This is a genomic window from Pseudomonas sp. PKS (assembly GCF_051913525.1).
In the GTDB taxonomy this organism is placed as follows: Bacteria; Pseudomonadota; Gammaproteobacteria; order Pseudomonadales; family Pseudomonadaceae; genus Aquipseudomonas; species Aquipseudomonas guariconensis_D.
On record NZ_JBEGDO010000030.1, the window covers coordinates 18,504 to 37,425 of the forward strand.

The 18,922-nt window shown below is 66.3% G+C and carries 14 protein-coding genes; all 14 read right to left on the bottom strand.

Annotated elements, in window-relative coordinates; translation table 11 throughout:
- Nucleotide 1: 1 nt before the first annotated feature.
- The 14 genes from ABOA88_RS22085 to mnxG all read right to left on the bottom strand — a co-directional run bounded on the left by ABOA88_RS22085 (nt 2) and on the right by mnxG (nt 18,705).
- Nucleotides 2–475, bottom strand: a complete 474-nt coding sequence (locus ABOA88_RS22085) for a type II secretion system protein (RefSeq protein ID WP_367852103.1) — start codon at nt 473–475, stop codon at nt 2–4.
- Entirely contained in the window at nt 472–2,328 is a 1,857-nt protein-coding gene (locus tag ABOA88_RS22090; RefSeq protein ID WP_196171091.1) for a secretin N-terminal domain-containing protein, read from the bottom strand. Before ABOA88_RS22090 ends, ABOA88_RS22085 begins: the two co-directional genes overlap by 4 nt.
- Nucleotides 2,325–2,834 (bottom strand): hypothetical protein, encoded by a 510-nt coding sequence (locus ABOA88_RS22095; RefSeq protein WP_367852104.1) that lies wholly within the window; start codon nt 2,832–2,834, stop codon nt 2,325–2,327. Before ABOA88_RS22095 ends, ABOA88_RS22090 begins: the two co-directional genes overlap by 4 nt.
- A complete protein-coding gene (pilO, locus tag ABOA88_RS22100; protein WP_367852105.1) occupies nt 2,834–3,385 on the bottom strand; it encodes a type 4a pilus biogenesis protein PilO in 552 nt (183 codons plus the stop codon). The genes ABOA88_RS22095 and pilO overlap by 1 nt, the downstream gene beginning before the upstream one ends.
- Nucleotides 3,372–3,914, bottom strand: a complete 543-nt coding sequence (locus tag ABOA88_RS22105; protein ID WP_196171088.1) for a pilus assembly protein — start codon at nt 3,912–3,914, stop codon at nt 3,372–3,374. The genes pilO and ABOA88_RS22105 overlap by 14 nt, the downstream gene beginning before the upstream one ends.
- Nucleotide 3,915: 1 nt before the next feature.
- On the bottom strand, nt 3,916–4,698 hold the full coding sequence (locus ABOA88_RS22110; RefSeq protein WP_196171087.1) for a hypothetical protein: 783 nt from the start codon (nt 4,696–4,698) through the stop codon (nt 3,916–3,918).
- On the bottom strand, nt 4,679–6,475 hold the full coding sequence (locus tag ABOA88_RS22115; RefSeq protein ID WP_230388065.1) for a GspE/PulE family protein: 1,797 nt from the start codon (nt 6,473–6,475) through the stop codon (nt 4,679–4,681). The genes ABOA88_RS22110 and ABOA88_RS22115 overlap by 20 nt, the downstream gene beginning before the upstream one ends.
- Nucleotides 6,476–6,543: 68 nt before the next feature.
- Complete coding sequence (locus tag ABOA88_RS22120; protein WP_367852106.1) at nt 6,544–7,074, bottom strand: response regulator; 531 nt, start codon at nt 7,072–7,074, stop codon at nt 6,544–6,546.
- Between the two features lie 266 nt (nt 7,075–7,340).
- Nucleotides 7,341–7,982 carry a SurA N-terminal domain-containing protein gene (locus ABOA88_RS22125; protein ID WP_196171084.1) on the bottom strand — a complete coding sequence of 214 codons (642 nt, stop codon included), beginning with the start codon at nt 7,980–7,982 and terminating at the stop codon, nt 7,341–7,343.
- Nucleotides 7,983–7,993: 11 nt separating this feature from the next.
- Nucleotides 7,994–9,520 (bottom strand): ABC transporter substrate-binding protein, encoded by a 1,527-nt coding sequence (locus ABOA88_RS22130; protein WP_367852107.1) that lies wholly within the window; start codon nt 9,518–9,520, stop codon nt 7,994–7,996.
- A gap of 5 nt (nt 9,521–9,525) precedes the next feature.
- Nucleotides 9,526–10,203: an SCO family protein gene (locus ABOA88_RS22135; protein WP_367852108.1), complete on the bottom strand. Its 678-nt coding sequence runs from the start codon at nt 10,201–10,203 to the stop codon at nt 9,526–9,528.
- The gene (locus ABOA88_RS22140; RefSeq protein ID WP_196171081.1) at nt 10,200–10,865 is read right to left on the bottom strand and encodes an SCO family protein; all 666 of its coding nucleotides are present in this window, start codon (nt 10,863–10,865) and stop codon (nt 10,200–10,202) included. Before ABOA88_RS22140 ends, ABOA88_RS22135 begins: the two co-directional genes overlap by 4 nt.
- Nucleotides 10,862–12,838, bottom strand: a complete 1,977-nt coding sequence (locus ABOA88_RS22145; RefSeq protein ID WP_196171080.1) for a cytochrome D1 domain-containing protein — start codon at nt 12,836–12,838, stop codon at nt 10,862–10,864. Before ABOA88_RS22145 ends, ABOA88_RS22140 begins: the two co-directional genes overlap by 4 nt.
- Nucleotides 12,839–12,855: 17 nt before the next feature.
- Nucleotides 12,856–18,705: a manganese-oxidizing multicopper oxidase MnxG gene (gene mnxG, locus ABOA88_RS22150; protein WP_367852109.1), complete on the bottom strand. Its 5,850-nt coding sequence runs from the start codon at nt 18,703–18,705 to the stop codon at nt 12,856–12,858.
- Nucleotides 18,706–18,922 lie beyond the last annotated feature (217 nt).

An 18,922-nucleotide genomic window follows, 5' to 3' on the forward strand; every position in this document is an offset into this window, starting at 1 on the left:
GTCACCATTGCCCGTAGGGGATGCCGTTCAGGCCAATGCCGCTGGCCTTGGAGTACACATCGAAGACGTCCTTGCCATCGCGCGGATTGTCGGCGCTGCTGTCGTAGGCACGCAGGCCCCAGCCCCCGTCGTCCTCACGCTTGACCGCCACCAGCGGGTCATGGGGGATGCGCCGCAGGAAGTAGAACTTCGCCCCCTTGGCACTGCGCACGTCGCGCACCCCTTCCACCAGCACCTCCAGACTCGGCGGGTAGCCACTGCTGTCCAGGCGCTTCTCGATGTAACCGGCATCGAAGGCACGTTTGTAGGCGTCGATGGCATCGCGAATCTGATACAGCGCTTCGCGCAGCTGTTGCTCCTTGCCCCGGCGCACCACGGTTTCGGTCAAGGGCGCGGCCATGCTGGCGAGCAACCCGAGCAGTGCCAGGGTCACCACCACTTCGATGAGGCTGAACCCCCGCTGCTGGCGTTTCATGGCCGTGGGCCCACTGGGGTGGTGACCGCGGCCGGGACGGTGGCGACCGCGCCCTGGGTCGGCTCGGCCTCAGGCTGCGCCACCGGGGCCATCATCTGCTGACGGACCTGCAGGCTCGACTCGGTGCCCGTGGCGAACTCCATGTCCGACGGGCTCTGGTACGGCAGGTTGCGCACGATGCGCGGGGTGATCGCCAGCACCAGCTCGGATTTGCTTTTGTCGTCGCGGTTGCTGCCGAACAGCCTGCCCAGGCCCGGGATGTCACCCAAGCCAGGGATCTTGTTACCGCTGGAGGTCAGGTCGTTGCGTACCAGGCCCGCCAGCACCTGAGTCTCGCCATCGTGCAGGCGCAGGCTGGTCTGGGCGTTGCGGGTATCGACCTGGACCGGGATGGTGCCCTGGCGGGTCGGCTCCAGCGGTGTGGCGTTACTCACTTCCAGGGCCACCTTGATCGCCACTTCGTTGTTCAGGTGCACGGTAGGCTGCACCTCGAGTTTCAGACCCACGTCCAGGTAGGTAACGCTTTCGGTGATCACCGGGCCCTGGGTCGACGGCACCGACGTGGCGCTGATGATCGGCACCCGCTGGCCGATGTGGATGCGCGCCTGCTCACGGTTACTGACGCGAATGACCGGGCTGGCCAGGGTATTGATGTCCTTGTCGGCGGCGTTGATCTTCGCCTGGGGCGCCGGGGCAATGCTGATTCGGCTGGAGTCGATGCCGCGCAGCTGGTCGAGCACGCTGACCGGGTTGCCCTCGTCGTTGAGCACACCGAAGGTGCTGGGCCATTGCAGGCCCAAGTCCAGGATGCGCGACCGGGCCACCTCCATCACCTCCACCTCCAGCACCACTTCCGGGTTGGACTGGTCCTGGGACTGCAGGAGCTTCTCGGCCATGCGGACGGCGTCGGGGGTATCGCGCATGGTCAGGGTGTTCAGGCGTTCATCGACGAACACATCGCGGGTCTTGAGCATGGTCTTGACCATGTTCAGCGCAGTGTTGGCGTCGATGCTGGTCAGGTAGAAGGTACGCATGACCAGTTCCTGATAGTCCTTGGTCTTCTGCGGCGAGTCGGGGTAGATCAGCAGGGTGTTATCGTTGACGATCTTCTGGTGCAGCTGGTTCTGCTCCAGCAGCAGGGCCACGGCGTCCTCGATGCGCACATCGCGCACAAAGATGGTGGCTTTCATGTCCGGGCGCAGGTCTTTGTCGAAGATGAAGTTGATCCCGGCGACCTGGGACAGCACCTCGAAGATGGTCTTGAGGTTGGCGTCGCGGAACTCCAGGGTCACCGGGCGCTCCAGCTTGCTGCGTAGCTGTGGGAACGGCTGCGCGGTGCGCGCCTGGACGTTCTCGATGTCGCTGCGCAGCGCAATGCCCTTCTGGTTCTGCGGATCCAGGCGCAGCACATCGCGCATGTAGCGCTCGGCGCCGAACAGGTCGCCCTGGCGCAGCGCCGCCTGGCCCATGGCAACACGTTCGTCGAGGTTGCGCACCAGCTCCAGCTGGCGAATGCCTTCCTGGGCCCGGCGGTTGTTCGGCTCGATGGTCAGGACCCGGCCATAGCCCATGCGTGCGCTAGCGAAGTCATGGCGGATGCGGTCTGCGTCGGATTGGGTCAGCAGCGCTTCGACAGCCTGCTGGCGGCCATGGGCCAGGGCGATGTTCAGCTCGGTGTCGCGCGGGTCTTCACGCAGCGCGTCTTCGAGCATGGCGATGCCCGCCTCGTACTGGCCCTCCTTCATCAGCTCGGCGCTGTCCTTGCGCGTACCGCTGGAGCCGCAGCCCGCCAGGGCCACGCACAATGCCAGCATCATGAACGGAGCAGGCTTGCACAACTTCGAAGGCTTCATGGTGCGCTCCCGACAGACAATGTCTGTGACTGGTGCAAAGGCAGGTAGACCAGGTCCAGCTCAGTGGCCGAGATCCGGTCGAGGCGGTAGGTGTGTTCAATGACATCGCCCTGGCGCACGACATAGAGTTTCTCGCCGTTTTGCAGGAACACCTGCAGGTCGTCGCGATCCCCCAGGCGACCGACGAACTGGAACGGCAACACCGGGGCGGTGGGTGCGGCCTCCACCACCGGCGCCGGGGCAACGGGTTGCTCGGTGACGGTGGCCATGGTTTTTGGCGCGGTCCATTGCTGGGCCGGGAACAGGTCTGTTGAGGCCTTTGCTTTTCCTTTCGCGGGCAAATCCGCTGCCACAGGTGATGTGCGGGCGCCGGTTGCCGTAGGCGCGGGCTTACCCGCGAAGGGCTCGACACTGTCTTGCTCGCCGAACCAGTGCCCTGGCGCCCAGGCCAGAGCGCCTGAAAGCCCGAGAAAGCCGACCCACATCACCGCGCGTTGAGTGTTCATCACGACCTCGACAGGTAAAGGGTCATGCGCAGGCGACCGTTGAGTTCGCGCTCACCGATGCGTTTGCGCTGCAGCTCCAGGTCCTCAAGCACCAAGGTCGGCACCTGGCCGAGCAGTGCCTGGAGAAAACCGCGGATCTGCGGGTAGCTGCCACGCACCGGCAGCACGATCTGGTAGCGCGCCAGCTGGGTTTTCGGGTCGACGCCCAGGGCGTACTCGCCACGCGCCAGGCTGATGCGCTCGGCGCTGGCCAGGTGATACAACCGCTCGATCAGCTCACTGGCCTGAGGTTGGCCAGGCAGTTGCTGACGCAGGCTGTCCAGCGCCTGCTGCTCAGGCTGGACCGCCACCTTGAGCTCGCCGCGCTTGACCCGTTGCACCTGCACCGCCGCATCCGCCTCGCTGGCCCGCAGTTCCCGCACGGCCTGCCATTGCGGCAGCACCCAGGTGACCCCGACCAGCAGCGCCAGCGTGCCGACGGCGACTGCGGCGCACCCGACACGGCCCAGGCGCGCAAGGCGCTCATGGAGAATCAGGCTAGGGACGCGCATGGCCGGTCTCCCAGGTAGCGGTCAGGTTGAAGCGCACCGGATGCTCGGGCTGGCCTGCCACTACCTCGTGGTTGAGCAGCGAGACATCGCGCAGTTCCTCGCTGCGCTCCAGGCGCTGGTGGTACTGCAGCATGGCTTCCAGGTTGCGGGCTTCGGCGGCGATACGGACCTGGCCTTTGCGCGCATCGGGGGTCAGGCTCAGCAGCGCCACATCTTCCTGGGGCATGCCCTCGAGCATGGCGAACAGTTGCTGCCAGGGCCGTTGCAGTTGCTGGGAGACGCTGCGCATCTGCGCCAGTTGTTCGGCCTGCTCGCGGCTGGCGGCGCTGCTCAGGGGGGCGGCATTGACCGGGCGGCGCCCCAGTTGCTGTTCGAGCAGGTGGACCCGGGCCTGAAGGTCCGCTTGTTCGTCCTGCAAGTGCTGCTCGACCAGCAGCATCGCTGCCAGTACGGCGCACCCCAAGGTCAACAGCGACCAGGCGATCGGGCTGCTGGGGGCTGGCTGGAATTCCAGATCGAGGCGGCGCATGTCAAGCCACCGCCCGCCACATGGCGCACAGCGGATCGCTGTCGCCTGCCGGCTGGCACAGTTGCACGGCGGCCAAACGAGGCACATCCCCTCGCCCCGGCGCATGCAGGTAGACCCTGGGCAGGTGTTCGCCGTACAGCTCACAGGTGCGTTCGATCAGCGCCTGCAGCGCCTGGTCATTGTCGGCGCAGCCCTGGGCCAGTACCTGTTGCCAGGCGCCACCGGCGGCCAGCAGCAACACACTGCGCCGTGGCTCGGCGAGCACGAAGAGAAAATCGCCCTCCTCCAGTTGCGCCGAGCAGCGGTTGTAGGCGGCCATCAGGTAGGGCTGTACCGAGCGCAGGCTCAGGCGGCTTTCCCGACCCAGTGCCTGCAGGGCCTGCAGCAGCGCTTCGGGCAAGGCCGTGGCGATGCGCGAGGCACCTGCCGGCTCGGGCGAGAGCACGATGCGCCAGTCGTCCAGCGACTGACCGTAGAGGTTTTCGAAGCAGGCCCGGGCGTAGGCGTCCAGCTCACGCGGATGGCCGATGGCATCGCTCCAGGGCACCAGGCAGAAGCGGCTGTAGCGTGCCGACAGCAGCACCCGCAACTGGGCCCCCCGTGGCGCATGTTCGGCCAGCAATTCGGCCAGGGCCTCAAGTGCCGGTGCCCAGGCCGGTTGGGCGGGATCGCAGGAGAAGGCGCGGCTGCCCAGCCACTGGTGTTGGTTGGCGTGCCAGCGACCCAGGCCGACACCCTCGGCGCCGAGCACGGCGCAATAGCGATCAAGCGATAAATGTGACACGGTTGATCTCCTCAAGCGTGGTACGGCCCTCGCGGACCAGGTCCAGGGCAGAGGCGCGCAGCAGACGCAGACCACGCTGGCAAGCCAGCGACTTGATCTGCGACAGGGGCCGGCGCTCGACGATCATCTGCCGCAGGTCGTCATCCAGGTGGAGCAATTCGGCGATGGCGCTGCGTCCGCGGTAGCCACTGCCACGGCACTGGCCGCAGCCCTGGGCACGAACGAAGGTCCATCCGGCCACGCCTTCGCGGGTCAGCCCCGAGGCGGCCAGGGTTTCGTCATCCGGCTCGGCGTGTACCGCGCAGTGCGGGCAGGCCAGGCGAATCAGGCGCTGGGCCAGCACGGCGTTGAGCGCCGAGACGAAGCTGTAGGGGTCGACCTGCATCTGGCTGAAGCGGCCGATCACATCGAAGACGTTGTTGGCGTGGATGGTGGTGAACACCAGGTGCCCGGTCAGCGCCGATTGCACGGCGATCTGGGCGGTGTCCGGGTCGCGGATCTCGCCGACCAGGATCTTGTCCGGGTCATGGCGCAGGATCGAGCGCAGGCCCCGGGCGAAGGTCAGCCCCTTCTTCTCGTTGACCGGAATCTGCAGCACGCCCGGCAGTTGGTACTCGACCGGGTCTTCGATGGTGATGATCTTGTCCACGCCGTGGTTGATCTCGCTGATCATCGCGTAGAGGGTGGTGGTCTTGCCGCTGCCGGTGGGGCCGGTGACCAGGATCATACCGTAGGGCTCGGCGGCCAGGCGGCGCAGGGCCACCAGGGTGTGGTCGGCAAAGCCCAGGGCCTGCAACTGCACACCGCTGACCCGGTCGGACAGGTCCTGTTTGTCCAGTACCCGCAGCACGGCGTCTTCGCCGAAGATGCTCGGCATGATCGAGACGCGGAAGTCGATCTGACGCTCGCCCACCGCCACCTTGAAGCGACCATCCTGGGGCACGCGCTTCTCGCCGATGTCCAGCTCGGCCATGACCTTGATGCGCGAGATCACCTGGTCGGCGAAGGCGCTGCCGCTGGCCTTGCCAGCACCGTTGAGCACGCCATCGATGCGGTACTTGATGGTCAGCCCCTGGCCGGTCATGCCCAGGTGGATGTCGCTGGCATGCTGCTTGAGGGCGTCGTAGAGGGTCGAGTTGACCAGCTTGACCACCTTGCTCTGGTCTTCGCTGATGCTGGTCAGCGACAGGCGTTGCAGCGGATCGGTCTCTGTGCCGGGCTCGGCATCGTGCTCCAGGGCGTCGACGGCATGGAAACTCTCCTCCTGGCGGGCCAGGAAGGCGGCGATGTCGGCGGCGTGGGCCAGGTAAAGCGGCGCGCCTTGCAGGCAATCGTCGATCCAGGCCAGGCGGGTGTTGTCGAAGGGGTCGGCGAACACGCCGACGGCCTGGCCTTGGTGCTGGACCAGGATGAACTCGCGTTTGAGGCACTGTGCCAGGCTGACCTGCTCGAACAGCGGCGTGCTGGCGAACAGTGCCTGGCTGTCGAGGACGGGGTAATGGAGGGTGGCGGCCAGGCGTTGGGTGAAGGTGGCGGCGTCGTCGCAGGCAAGGCGCGCCAGGCAGCTGAGCAGGCGTTCGTCACCGGCTTGCAGGCGGGCCTGGGCTAGCAGTTCGCGGGGGTAGGCACAAATCCGTGGCGCATCGTTCGCGGGTAAACCCGCTCCCACAGGCTCAGCGCGTTCCTCAAGGCAATGAAGATCCTGTAGGAGCGGGTTTACCCGCGAAGGACCCTGTGCAGGCTGGGGTGCTTGGGCTGTATCGACGACGTCTGACATGGCCTGCGACTCCGCTCAGGGGCGCGTCGCAGGCTGGCTCGGGGTTGCCGGGGTGGCCGCGGGCGCCGCTATTCCCCGGTGAGCAGTTCGTCGTCAGGTGTGGGAGGCTTCACGCCGTTGCGTCGGCGGTCGGCCAGTACCCAGCTGCCATCGTACATCTGCAGGGGGAACGTCTGGTTCCTGTTCTGGCGTCGTTCGACGAACCCCTCGGCCTGTGTGTCCGCTGCCCGGGTCTGGCGCTGTGGGCCGGTCAGGTCGGCTACCGCGCGGGCCAGTTCCACCAATGGGAACGGCTTGAACAGGACATGGGTGACACCGAGTGCCGCGGCCCGCTCACGGACCTCGGCGGTCGGGTGGGCGGTGATCAGCACGAAATGGCACTGCATGCTCCTGCGCACGGTCTCCAGGACCTTGAACCCCTCCATGTCGGGCAAGCGGTAGTCCAGCACGATCACATCCGGTGTCAGGCTCTGAGCCTGGGCAATGCCACTGGCACCGTCATGGGCGACATGGACTTCCAGGCCTTGCGTCTGCAGGTAAGCCTGCAAGTTCTGCGCAAGGGTCTGTTCGTCATCGACTACCAATACTCTGTTCACCAAGGTCGACTCCCAAGAACTGCCCGGTTGCCCGGTCTAGGGTGTTCGGCCTTGTATAGGCTTGAGCATCCTTCGTGCCAGGCGTGAATAGTCATGTCGCACCACTGTAAGTCGTTGATTTTGCGGTATCACCCAATCCAGGCGAGGACCGACTCCCCCACTTGCGGGGAAGTTGATGGCACTTTGCCCGATCGCTTACCCCCAGCATTGGGGAAAACCCCCTGCCGGGCAAGCCCGTGGCTGCGCAATGTGCGAGCGGCCTCTCACATTCAGTCGGCAAGCTCCACCTTCGCACCTTCACGCAAGCGCTTACGCACCGACTGGCGGGCCTGGGCCTGAATCTCGTCCACGAGCGCGAGCCTGGCCAAGGCCAGACCCTGCTCTCGTTCGACTAAGGTATTGGTACTTTGGTTCTGCATCCGTTGCAATCTTTCCCTGTTTGCCTGATAGAAGGCTTCGACCTGCGCTGGGGTGGGCTCATCGATGGCGGTCATCTGGGCGTACAGTTGCTGCGCGGCCATCTCGTGACGAGTGTAGTCGGCGTACCCGGCCCTATCGAAGCCGGCTTCGGCCAGACGTTGCTCGAACACCGCAGGGCTGCCGAAGGCCCGCTCCAGCTCAGCGATACGGGCCGATACGCTGTCCTCGCTGACGACCACGCCACGACGCTGGGCCTCCTGCCACAGCAGCTCCTTGTCGATCAGCTCGTCCAGGGCCTGGTCGCGCAAGCGCTTGTACAGGCTAGGGCTGCGAATGCTGGCGACCGGGCGCCCCTGGTCCTGCAGGTATTCGGCAAAATAGCGCTCCAGGCGCATGCTGCTGATCTCGACGCCATTGACCCTCGCCACGGCGACGTCCGCCTGACTCAACGGCGCAAATCCCAGCAGCAGACACAGCAACACGATGCGCATGACGACCTCCTTCAAGGGGTGACGGGCAGTGGCTTGTACGCGGCGACAGTCTGGAACTGCGGGCCAGGCAGCGTCACCGCCACCACGTGGGCACCGGCAAGGCCCTGACGCCGGCCTGGGCCGAATCCCAGCGCCGGCGTGAGGCCGGTGTCCAGGTCGTGCAACCCCTCCAGGGCACGCACCAACTGCTCCCGGCTCGCGTCCCGCCCTACCTGTCTGAGGGCCTCGGTCATCAGCAGCAGCGCGCAGCGGGTGCTGACCTGCAACGACGCCTGGCGGCCATCGAGGCCTTGGCGCTGACGCAGCCCATTGAGCGCGGCCCGCCCTTGCTCGGTCCAGTCCTGGGGCGTGAAGGGATAGGCCAGGAACAGCCGCTGCGACCAGTCGGCAGGCAACCCCGCCAGGGCGCCTGCGACCTGGCTCGAGGCTGCGAACAGGTAGGGTTTGCGGCCTGCGGCCTGCTGCACCTGCGCCAACTCGCCAAACACCTGGGCGCGCCCCAGGAAAACGACGCCCTCGCCCTCCACCGCCTGGCCCGAGAAGGCCTGCACCGGCCCCGGCGTCCAGCCGGCGGCGAGCAGTCGCTGGCGCAGCGCCTCGGCAGGTGCCGCCTGCTCGCTGCCGGCATAGACCACCCGCAGCCCGTCAGGCCCCAGGCCCAGGCGATCACGGGCGAAACCGGCCAGGCTCAGCAATTGCTCGGGCAGGCCTGGCAAAGGGTCGAAGATCTGCGCACTGGCACCACTGCCAGGGGGGCTGCCGACCAGCGGCACGCCACGTTGTTCGAGTACGCTGCCCAGGCGCGCGTCGAGCATCGGCGCCAACGGCGCGATGAGGGCGAAGACCTGCGCGTCGTCGAGCAAACGCTCGAGGGCCTGTTCGGCGCTGGCGGGCGTCTGACCCGGGTCTAGCACCACCAGCTCCAGCCGCCGGCCATGCAGCCCGCCTTGCTGGTTGAGTTGCGCCAAGCCGTCCTCCAGTACTGCGCGCACCACCCTGCCCGCGTCGGCCAGCGGCCCGCTGGCCGGCAGCAAGGTGCCCAGGCGCAACACGTGTTCCTCCACGCCGGGGTCGCGTTCCTGGCCCAGGCGCTTGAGGTAGGCGGTGAGGTTGCGCTGGTCGGCCAGGGTCAATTCGAAACGTGGCATGGCCGGATCCAGGCGGTTGCCAGCCGGGTCAACGCCTTGCCCGATGGCACGGGCCAGGCTTGCCTCGGCATAGGCCGGGTAGCGCCGGCCATTGGCCTCACGCTCGCCCTGCCCCAAGGCCAGGCGCTGCCAATCCAAGCTCGGCGGGCGTACCCCGCCTTCGGCGCGGCCACGGCCATCGTTGCCATGGCAACTGGCGCACGGCAGCACACTGGCCGGCACACTGATGTCGCTGGCGCCCACCCGGGCCATCAACTGCGCGTCGCTGCTGGACACCCCTTCGCGGTACAAGCGCCTGCCCGCCTGCTCCTGCTCGGTCAAGTCCAAGGCCAGCGCCGCGTGGCTCGCGAACAGGCCGAGCCATAACGTCAGGGGCAGGAGCAGGCGCATGGCGCTCACCGTCCCGCCAGGGGCTGGGCCAGCAGTTGCATGCGCTGGGCGATGGCAACGGGCGGGGCGTCAGGGCGGATCTTGCTCCAGCGTTTGCCGGCCACGTCGCCGGCGATCAACTGGGTAGAGTGCTGCTCGGGGCTGGGCAGGAACTGCCCGAGACGCCCCAGCACCAGGTCGACATTGGCCTTGTCCCCGGTCAGGAACAGCCAGTTCGGTCCATCCGCACCCTGTTTCTGGGCAAAGGCCTTGAGCGCCTCGGGGGTGTCGTTGAGCGGATCGCTGCTGATGGACACGAAGGTGACCTGCCCGGCCAGCTCAGGGCCCATGGCTTCGCGTACCTCGCGCAGCTTGCGGGTGATCAGCGGGCAGGCGTCGTTGCAGTGGGTGAAGATGACGTTGAGCATCACCACTTTGTCCTTGAGCACATCGCTGTAGAAGCGCAGCTCACGCCCGTTCTGGTCCTTGAGCACGGTGTCGGTGAACCAGGTCTGCGCATCGCGGGTGCCGCCACCGCTGCTCATCGCTTGGGGCGCGGGCTGTGGCTGGGGCGCGCTCGGCGCATTCCCGTCATGGGCGCCGTCATGGGCCAAGGCCACCGAAGCGAGGATCCACAGGCAGCCGACCAGGGTCAGCCAATCCAGGCCCCGCATGCCGGCGCGGCGAATCGTCGAGCTGCTCATGGCTGCACCTCCTGGCTGTCCGGTCCGCCGGCGATGGCGGTGCTCTTGGCGTGCACCCGGCGGGCGCTGAGGCGGTTGATTTCGCTGATCAGCACGCCCGGATCGGTAAAGCCGTAGTAACGGGTCCAATGGCCGCTGCGCCCGTCACCGACCAGGATCAACGGCGGATGCTGGCTCAGGTCGGCACTGAAGCTGCCCAGGCCCTTGAGCGTCTCGGTAATGGCGTAGGACGAGCCAGTCAACCAGCTCCATCCCGGGCCATGCTGGAATGCCTTGGCGTAGCCAAGCAGGCGCTTGGAATCATCGCGCTGGGGGTCAACGCTGATCGACACCAGCTGGATCTCCTCGCCCACGCGTCCACCCAGCTGCTGCTGGACCTTGGACATGATCGACGAAACCACCGGGCAGACCGTGGTGCAACGGGTGTAGATGAAGCCCATGACCACCAGGCGGTCGCCCACCAGGTCCTTCTCCAGGCGCACCGGCATGCCGTTCTGGTCGAGCAACGGCACGTCGGCAAAGCGCACGCTGGCCTTCTCCTGACGGGCTGCCGGCGGTTGCTCGGCGTGGCCGCTGTGGTCATGCCCGGCGTGGGCCAGGGCGTGCTCGCCACCGAGCAGCAGGCTCAGGGCAAGCAGATTGCAGGCGAGCTTGGCGTTCATCTCACACTCCTGGGTTCCCCTTGGGAAGCGGTAGGTGCGGCGGCCGGCAGGACGCGCAGGCTGGTGTAGTTCTCTTCGGCGAACTTGCGGCCCAAGGTCGGCGACTGCACGTGCAGGTACCAGGCGCCCGTCTCGGCCAGTTGCAGCGATCCTTGGTAAACACCGTCCCCCATCTCTTGCAGCGGCAGGTTGCGCGGCATCGACGAAGGCGCCAGGAAGTAGCGCAGGCTAAGGTCACGCAGGCCCAGGCGTGGCTCACCGTCGTCACCGAGGATGCGCACGCGGGCGATATAGGCAGTGTTCTGCAATGCAGGCTGCTCGTTACCCAGGAACTCGGCATGCACCCCCTTGCGCTTGACCGCGTCCGGCGCTGCCGAGACCTGGGTGCTGAAGCAGTGGATGATCTGTGGCTGGTTGAGCAGGAACGCCACGTCGAAGGTGCCCGCTGCCGGCAGTTTCACCGTCGAGCCGTACACCCCTGGGGCGATTTCGCGCAGGCTGCGGTCGACCACGATCGCCGCGCGGGCCTGGTGCCCTCGGTTGTTGTAGCCCGACATCGGGGCGTTCATGCCCTCGGCGTAGAAGTACGTGGTGTTGTCCACCGGGTTGACCACGAACACCGAGTTGTCGTCGCGGGCCACGGTAAGCCCCTGTGCCAACGGCAGGTCACCTGCCTGGCGCGGCGCGGCGGGACCGGCCTCGAAGCCCTGGATGATCGGCTCACGCCCGCCCCCCAGGCTGGCCAGGTTGATCATGCTGACCTTCGGTGAGGCCAGACCGCGCACGTAGGCATAGCCCTTGGTGAAGGTCAGTTGGTACGGCTCGGCCGCGACCGGGATGCGGTGAATCAGTTGATCGTTGCTCGCGTCGATCACCAGGGCCTGGTTTTCCAGGGTGTTGAGCACGATGCCGTAGCGACCGTCCTCGCTGAAACGCATCGGCCCCAGGCCCGGCTCAGCCTTGACTGTGTTGCGCAGCTGGTGGCTGCGGGCGTCGACCACCCGCACCGTGCCTTCCTTGCCATCGGCCACGTACACCGCCTGGGACAGCGCCGAATAGGCCACCGACAGCGGATGGGGGCCCACCTGCAGGGTCTTGGCCAGGCGCATGTCGGCGATGTCGATGATGCTCAGGGTGCCGGCGTCGCGGTTGCTGACGAAGGCGTAGCGTGAGTCGCTGCTGAAGGCGATCTCGTGATGCCCGGAGCCGGTGACGAAGGTCTTGAGCGTGGTGCGACTGGGCACATCGATCACCGTCACCCCTCCCTTGGCCGGGTCGGCGCTGTTGTTGCCCACCCACAGCCGGCGTTGGTCCGGCTGCAGGGCCACCCGCAGCGGCTGGTCGCCCGCCTCCAGGTTGGCCACGCGGGTGAAGGTCTCGGTGTCGATCACCGCCACCTGGTTGCGCTCGGGCATGGAAACGAACACCTGCCGGTCATCGCCTGTGGCCACCCAGTCCATCGGCCGGCCTGGCAGGTCGATGCGCGCCAGGGTGCTGGTGACCCCACCCACCGAGACGGTGGGGTCGATCACCGTGAGGCTGGCATCCTTGTTCAGCACCAGCAGGAAGTAGCTGTTCAGATCCAGCAACGGCCGCGCGCCGATGCTGCTCTTGAGAAACAACGCCACCCGCGCCTTGCAGCTGCTCTCGCGATCGCCGGACGGCGCCGACTGGGCCGGGTCCAGCCAGGCGCCAGGGGCCATCCCTGAGAGCGGCTGGCCGCTGGTCTGGTCGCTGACCTTGAAGCGGATGTTGGCGAAGTTGCCCTCGCGCAGTTCGCCGCCATCGAGGGGCCGCGCCTCGAACTCCACGGTCACGCCGTCCCGGCTGAGCCGGTGCATGCCCTGGGGATCGGCCTGCTCCTGCAGCAGCTCGCGCGGGTCGCACCACAGCTTGTCGTAGGCCAGGCCCAGGCCGATCAACGTCAACCCCACCATCAACCCCAGGTAGGCGGGACGAGTCTTCTTGTTCATGCGCGCTCCCCCTCTTCTCATTGTGCCGGGGCGGTGGCCGGCGGGGCTTCATTGGTGACCCGCAGAATCCCCCACAGCCCCGAAAGGTTGCCGTAGGCCCCGTAGTCGCGGAACAGGTAGTCGCCCGGCACACCGTTGGCGCCGCCTGCGCTGGGCAGCATGAAGCTGAAGTGCGCGGCCGGCAGCACGCTTTCCTGGGCGCCGATGTACATCGCCATCGGGTTGTAGCCAAAGCGCACCGAGCCGATGCCAGGCAGCCCCATGGGGTAGCCATTGACGTCGCTCTTCTCCGCCTGGTGAGCGTGCAGTGGCCACAGGTGCCCATCGAGCTGGTAGATCATGCCGCGGCTGCCACCGCTGGGCATGAGGATGTGGTTGCGCAGCGGCTGGCCGGGCTTGGCCCAGAGCACCGGGGTCTGCGGGTCGCCACCGACCAGTTCGTTGCTGTAGGCCATATGGGCGTTGGGTACATCGCCAAAGCCCAAGCCATCGGCACGGCCGAACGGCGAGTCGGGCGCCATGCCAAAGCGCAGCCACAGCGGCTCGGTCTTGTAGTTGACGGCCATGTTGCCGTTGTCCTGCGGGTCGCCCGCAGCGCCGTTGCCCTCGGTGTTGATGCCCTCCACCGGCCGACCATCGGCCCAACGCATATTCAGCGAGCGCTGCCACACCGTGACGAAGTCGCGGTAGTCAGGCTGGCCACTGACCTTGACGGTGGCCTGGGCACGGCTGGCTGTGTCCTCGGTCCAGGTCGCGCCCTGGGGCAGGATGCTCATGGCACCGACCAGACCTTTCTGCGGCTGCTTGATCACATCCGCCGGGGTCAGGTTGAGGCCGCCAAACTCGATGGCCGTGGTATTGATGTTGTCCACCGTGCGCCCCAACTGCAGCACCGGCTTACCTTCGCGCTCCAGGTGCCCGGCATAGAACTGGTACACCTTGCTGGGGTAGGCGCCACTGGTGCCCACGCGTGGCGGTACGGTCTGCACCGGATTCAGGCCAACGTTGGTACCGTCGGACTTGGTGATGTCGTAGGCCAGCAACTGGGCGTGCAGGCCCACGTGGCTCGATGGCCGCATCTGGTTGTTGTTGAACGCGGTGGAGCCTTCGCTGTCGTTGCGGTCGCGCTTGACCACACCATGCATCACCGCGGTGCTGGCCAGATCCGGCATGACCATCGGCAGGCGGTTTTCCAGGGTAATGCTGATGCAGTCGCCGGAGTTGGCACGCAGCACCAGCGGCTCCACCGGTACGCCAGCCTTGAGCTTGCCGGTGGTCGGGTCCAGGTCGGCCTTGCGCACGTACAGGATCGCGGTCGGGTCATGCAGCGGTGCAGCATGGCCACCGATGGTGAAGGTCTCCCCATCTTCCGGATCGACTCCACTGACCAGCGGAATGCTGGTCCGACGGCTGTTGAACACCAGGGTGCCGCCGTTGGCCTTGAGCGGGCCACCGACATGCTGGCCGATGCCGGCCGGGTCGGCGATGCTGACCCCGTTGCGGTTCTCCAGGATGTCGTTGGCCAGGGCCGCGACCACTTCATAGCTGCGCTTGACCGTTGGCCGGCTGCCGATGCCATTGGCGTTGGCCGTGGTTTTCGGGCAGATGCCGTCGAACGCCACGGTGTTGCGCATGGCCACCGGTTGCGGGTTGTTCGGCAGCGGGAACAGGTCCGCGCGCTGGGCCGTGTAGTTGCGCATGATGCCCCAGATGCCGTTCCAGTACCCCTCCAGCGCCGCATCGAGGGAATACAGGTAGTCACCGTTGGTGGCGGCGGAACTGGAGATCATCGATACCGGGGCCATGAAGCCCAGTTGCTCAGAAATCCCGATCATCTGCGACGACTTCCAGCCCGAGTTGGAGCTGTTGCCGAAGCCAGAGCCGTTCTGCAGCCATTTCACGCCGTGCAGGGTGATGTTGTGCTCCTCCTCGTGACCACCGGCATGCATGCGCAGCCGCACGTTGTCACCCGAGTAAGTGCGCAGCATCGGGGTGAACGGGTCGCCCGGTTCGGTGCCCTGGTTGATGTGCGGTGGGAACAGCGTGGTGCCGCCGGTCGGGCCAACCGCCGAGGTGATCGCCGAGGGCGCCAGGTTCATCGCCGGGATGGCGCGGTCGGTACGGCTTTGCATGGCGTAGGCCAGATCGCCGGCCATGCCGTCGGCCTGCATGCCGCGCTTGCCGTCCGGGCCGACCTTGTTCGGGTCGAACACGCGCAAGGCCAGCGGTTCGTTGCGGTAGTTGACGACGAACATGCCAGGGTCATCCACCGAGATCGCCTGCGGGCATGGACGGCTTGGGCAGCCCGGGGCCAGCCCGCCGCGCGACTCGACGATTGCTTCGAGCAGGTTGGACGCCTTCTGCCGCACTGGCGGGTTGATGGCGTAGCGGAAGCTATCAGCCGTGGCCGGATAGGCCTGGCCATCAGGCTTGCCGTCCGGGCCCGCCCCCACATACACGCCCGCTTCATAGGCATGCTGGAAGTCGCTGTATTCCAGGAAGAACTCGCGATAGCTGTCGTTCTTGCCGTCACCGTCGTGATCGCCGGTCTGGATCACCGCTTGCCACGAGGTCGGCCCACCATCCTGGCGTGTGGCCGGGTTGTACAGTTTTTCGCCCGTTTCGGCGTGGTACCAGGTTGAGCCGGCAGGCTCGGCCAGCACCGTGGCGTACAGGCCCAGTTGCTGATGGGTCGATGGGCCAAGGTGGTCATGGGTGAAGATGGTGCCCAGGCCCCGGTCGACGTTGTGCACGTTGATCAAGGGGTCGGCGAACCAGCGCTGCATGGCGGTACGCGCGCCCAGCCAGTCGGCCCGACCAAAGCGCCCGAAGTACGGGTGCTGCTTGGCTTTCGGGCAGGCGTCGGTGCCGTCGCGCGGATCGCCCTCGGTGCACCCGTTGAAGCTGCGAATGGCCTGTATACGCTCGACCACACTGCCGGGCGAGAGGATGCCGTCTTCATAGTTCCAGCCGTTGGCCGAGCCGTCGGCAGCGGTCAGGTCCCACTTGGGCAGATGGATGTGCTGACCGATCACGTCGGTCGGAGTGCGCACCTGGTAGTCGTCCATCTCATAGAACGACGGGATCAGGTTGGTGTGCTGGTACATGGTGCAATCGAAGGTATTCATGCGCATCACCAGCGGCTCCGGTGGGCGCTGCTTGGTGATCACCGGCCACGCGTCCTCCCACAGGGCGATGATGCGCGCCTGCGGGAAGTGATAGCCGACCTTGTTGTACACCGCGTCGAACTGGATGTTGGCGCCTTTGTAGATGCGCGGACGGTCGGCGGTGAAGGTGGAACTGCCACGGAAGTTCATGCCGCTCAGGCTTTCGCCGCTGGCGAACTCGCCCACGCCCGAGGACTGGGTCAGGCGCTTGCCGCGGTCATCCATGCATGGCTCGTAGTACGGCGCGCCGGCCGTGGGCAAGGCACCGTTGGTGCGGAAGTTGCGCGGTATCGGCGAGCTGCTGAGCATCAGTGCATAGCTGGGATGCTCGGCCTTGGCGTGGAACTGCATGGCGGCCTGTTCGACTTCGGTGCCTTCTTCCGGCAGGTAGATCGGCTTGGCCTTTTGCACCAGCTTGGAGAAGTCCAGCTTAGTGGTGGTGATCTCGGCTTCGCCGCCGGCGGAAACGCCGTCCAACGCATGGCGGCCCAGGCCACCGTTCCAGCCGTCGACCTGGTTGGGGTCGAGGTTGGCCCACAGGGCCTTGCCGCTGTCCTTGAGCTGACGGGCCAGGGCCGGGTCGAGCATGTCCAGCGGCGGGGTCGGCGGACGTTGGCCGACACTGCTCTCCATGCCCCCGATCCAGAACGGATAGCCGGGGTTCTTCAGGGTGCCATCGGCGTTGCGATTGCTCTCGCTGCGATCGACCAGGGCCAAGGAGCCCACGGCACGCGGCGCGGTGGCTCCCTGCGGGTGATCGTCATCACCTGCTTGAGGTGCGTCATCGTCGTCCTGCTCGGCCACGAGGGTCTCGGCCAGCTTCGGCACCACGGTGACCTTGCCTGGCATCGGCGCCATGGCCTTGCCGGGCAGCGGCACGATTGCCGGAATCGGTGTGCCGGCAATGATCTCGCCATCCGGCAACGCCCGTGCGCCCACTGCCGGCTTGCCGCTGCGCAGGCCGAAAGGCACGGTGTGGAAGCCATTTTCGCCGTCACCGCTCACGGCCAGGCGGGTGCCCTCCTCGAACACATCGTGCACCCGCCACATGGCCCACATGCCTTGGGCGAAGTGCGGGTAGAAGTGGCAGTGGTAGATGGCATCGCCCGCCACCCGGTTGCGGTTACCCGAGCCCCCGTTGGCGATCTCGTAGGTATAGCCGCCACCGGCACCGATGCCTTGGGCATCGATGTAGTCGGAGTTGTCGTCGTTGGGGTTGAACAGCCATTGGTGGCCGTGCAGGTGGAAGATGTGCTGCTCGTGGCCATTGTGGGTATTGCGGAACTTGGTGAAGTCACCGATATAGCTGTGGTGCACGTTGGCCGGCTCCGAGGGGTACAGGGCCATGGTGGCCTTGACCCCGACCGCATTGGCCGGCGGCGTCTCGCCAGGGCGGATGTGCTCCAGGCCGACGTTGGCCGGGACGTCCACCAGGGTGCCGACGTCACCCACGGTGTGGGCACTGAGGAAGAACTCCTCGTAGGCGCAGGACAGGCAGTCATGCATCGGTCCCACGCCCAGGCGGTTGGCGATCACTTCGGCGCCCATGCCGCCTGAGCCGTAGTTGATCATGAACGAATCACGGGTCGGCTCCAGCACATGCCCCATCACCGGGTCCGCCCAGTAACCGGGGAAGGCCTGGGTGCCGGCCACTTCATCGGCGAACTGCGAAGCGAAGTCGCGGAAGGCTTCCAGCCGGTTGGGCAGCGCCGGGTTGCGCTTGCCGATAGACTCCAGTGGGTAGGTCGACGGCGGGAAACTACCGTCCTGGTTGGGGCCCATGACGATGGCGTCGGTTTCGCTGCTGAGGATTTCGTTGCCATCGACCATGGCGATGATCGGCTTGCCCGCCTTGCCCTCGGCGATCCACGGTTCGACCTGCGGATAGCGGGCGTTGTAGTTGATCACCGGCTGGCCGGTGGCGGTACGACCGGTGGTGGCCAGGCGCATTTCCTCTTCAGTCAGGGTGTTGCGGTAGGTCCGCCCATTCTTGGGGACCACCACCACCTGGCCGAACAGGCCGTTGGAGACGTTACCCGCCGTGCCTTCGCCGCCGAAAGTGGCGCCCTTGCTGGTGGCGGCGAACGCACCTTCACGCTCGGCATAGAGGGTGTAGCTGCGGGTGTTGCCCGGGGCCACCAGGAAGTTGCCGTTGCGACCGGTGTTGGCGGCAATGTCACTGATGCCGTTGACCGCCTGCATACCGTTGACCTGGAAGCCTACGAAGCGGTCTGCGACCTGCTCGTCGGCGACAAAGCCTTCGTTTTCGGCTTCGACTTCAAGCTCCGGCCCCTCCTCGCCCTCGACTTCATTCTCTTCGGGGTCGAAGCCATGCTTGTTGGGGTTGGCCTGGTAGGCCAACAGGTTGGTCAGGTTGACTGTCAGGCAGTCACCGGCCGCAACCCGCAGCACGATCGGCCGCGGACGCTTGTCCGGCCGCAAGGTGACCTTGCCGGGAACCGCCGCCCCGCCGTTGCTCAGGGGCACCAGGTGCTCGTCCACCACGTCCTGGCGCAGGGCGAAGATCATTCCATTGGCATTCTGTGCCCCCAGGCGGTTGAACATCAGCGGCTGATCCAGTGCCACTACGTTGGCCACCAGCGTGCGCTGGCATTGCACCGCCGCTTCGCTGGTGGCTTCCCAGCCCAGCAGAAACAGAGCGATTGACGTCAGGACAGAGCCTTTCAACCGGGTCATCATGCTGCACCTCCGGGGAACGCAGAAGTTCTGCGCTAGGCCGGAGCAAGTGGCATGCCATAATTTTTCTACTGATTTTTCAACGTGTTAGACGGGCATTCAAAGCAGATTGGGGAGGATTCCCCAGCCGATTCCCCGATTCGGGGGTAATGCGTCGAGATCGCATTGGGGGTGGTCTAGGTCGTTGGGGGCATGGCGGTTGGCCAGTGCACTCTATCCA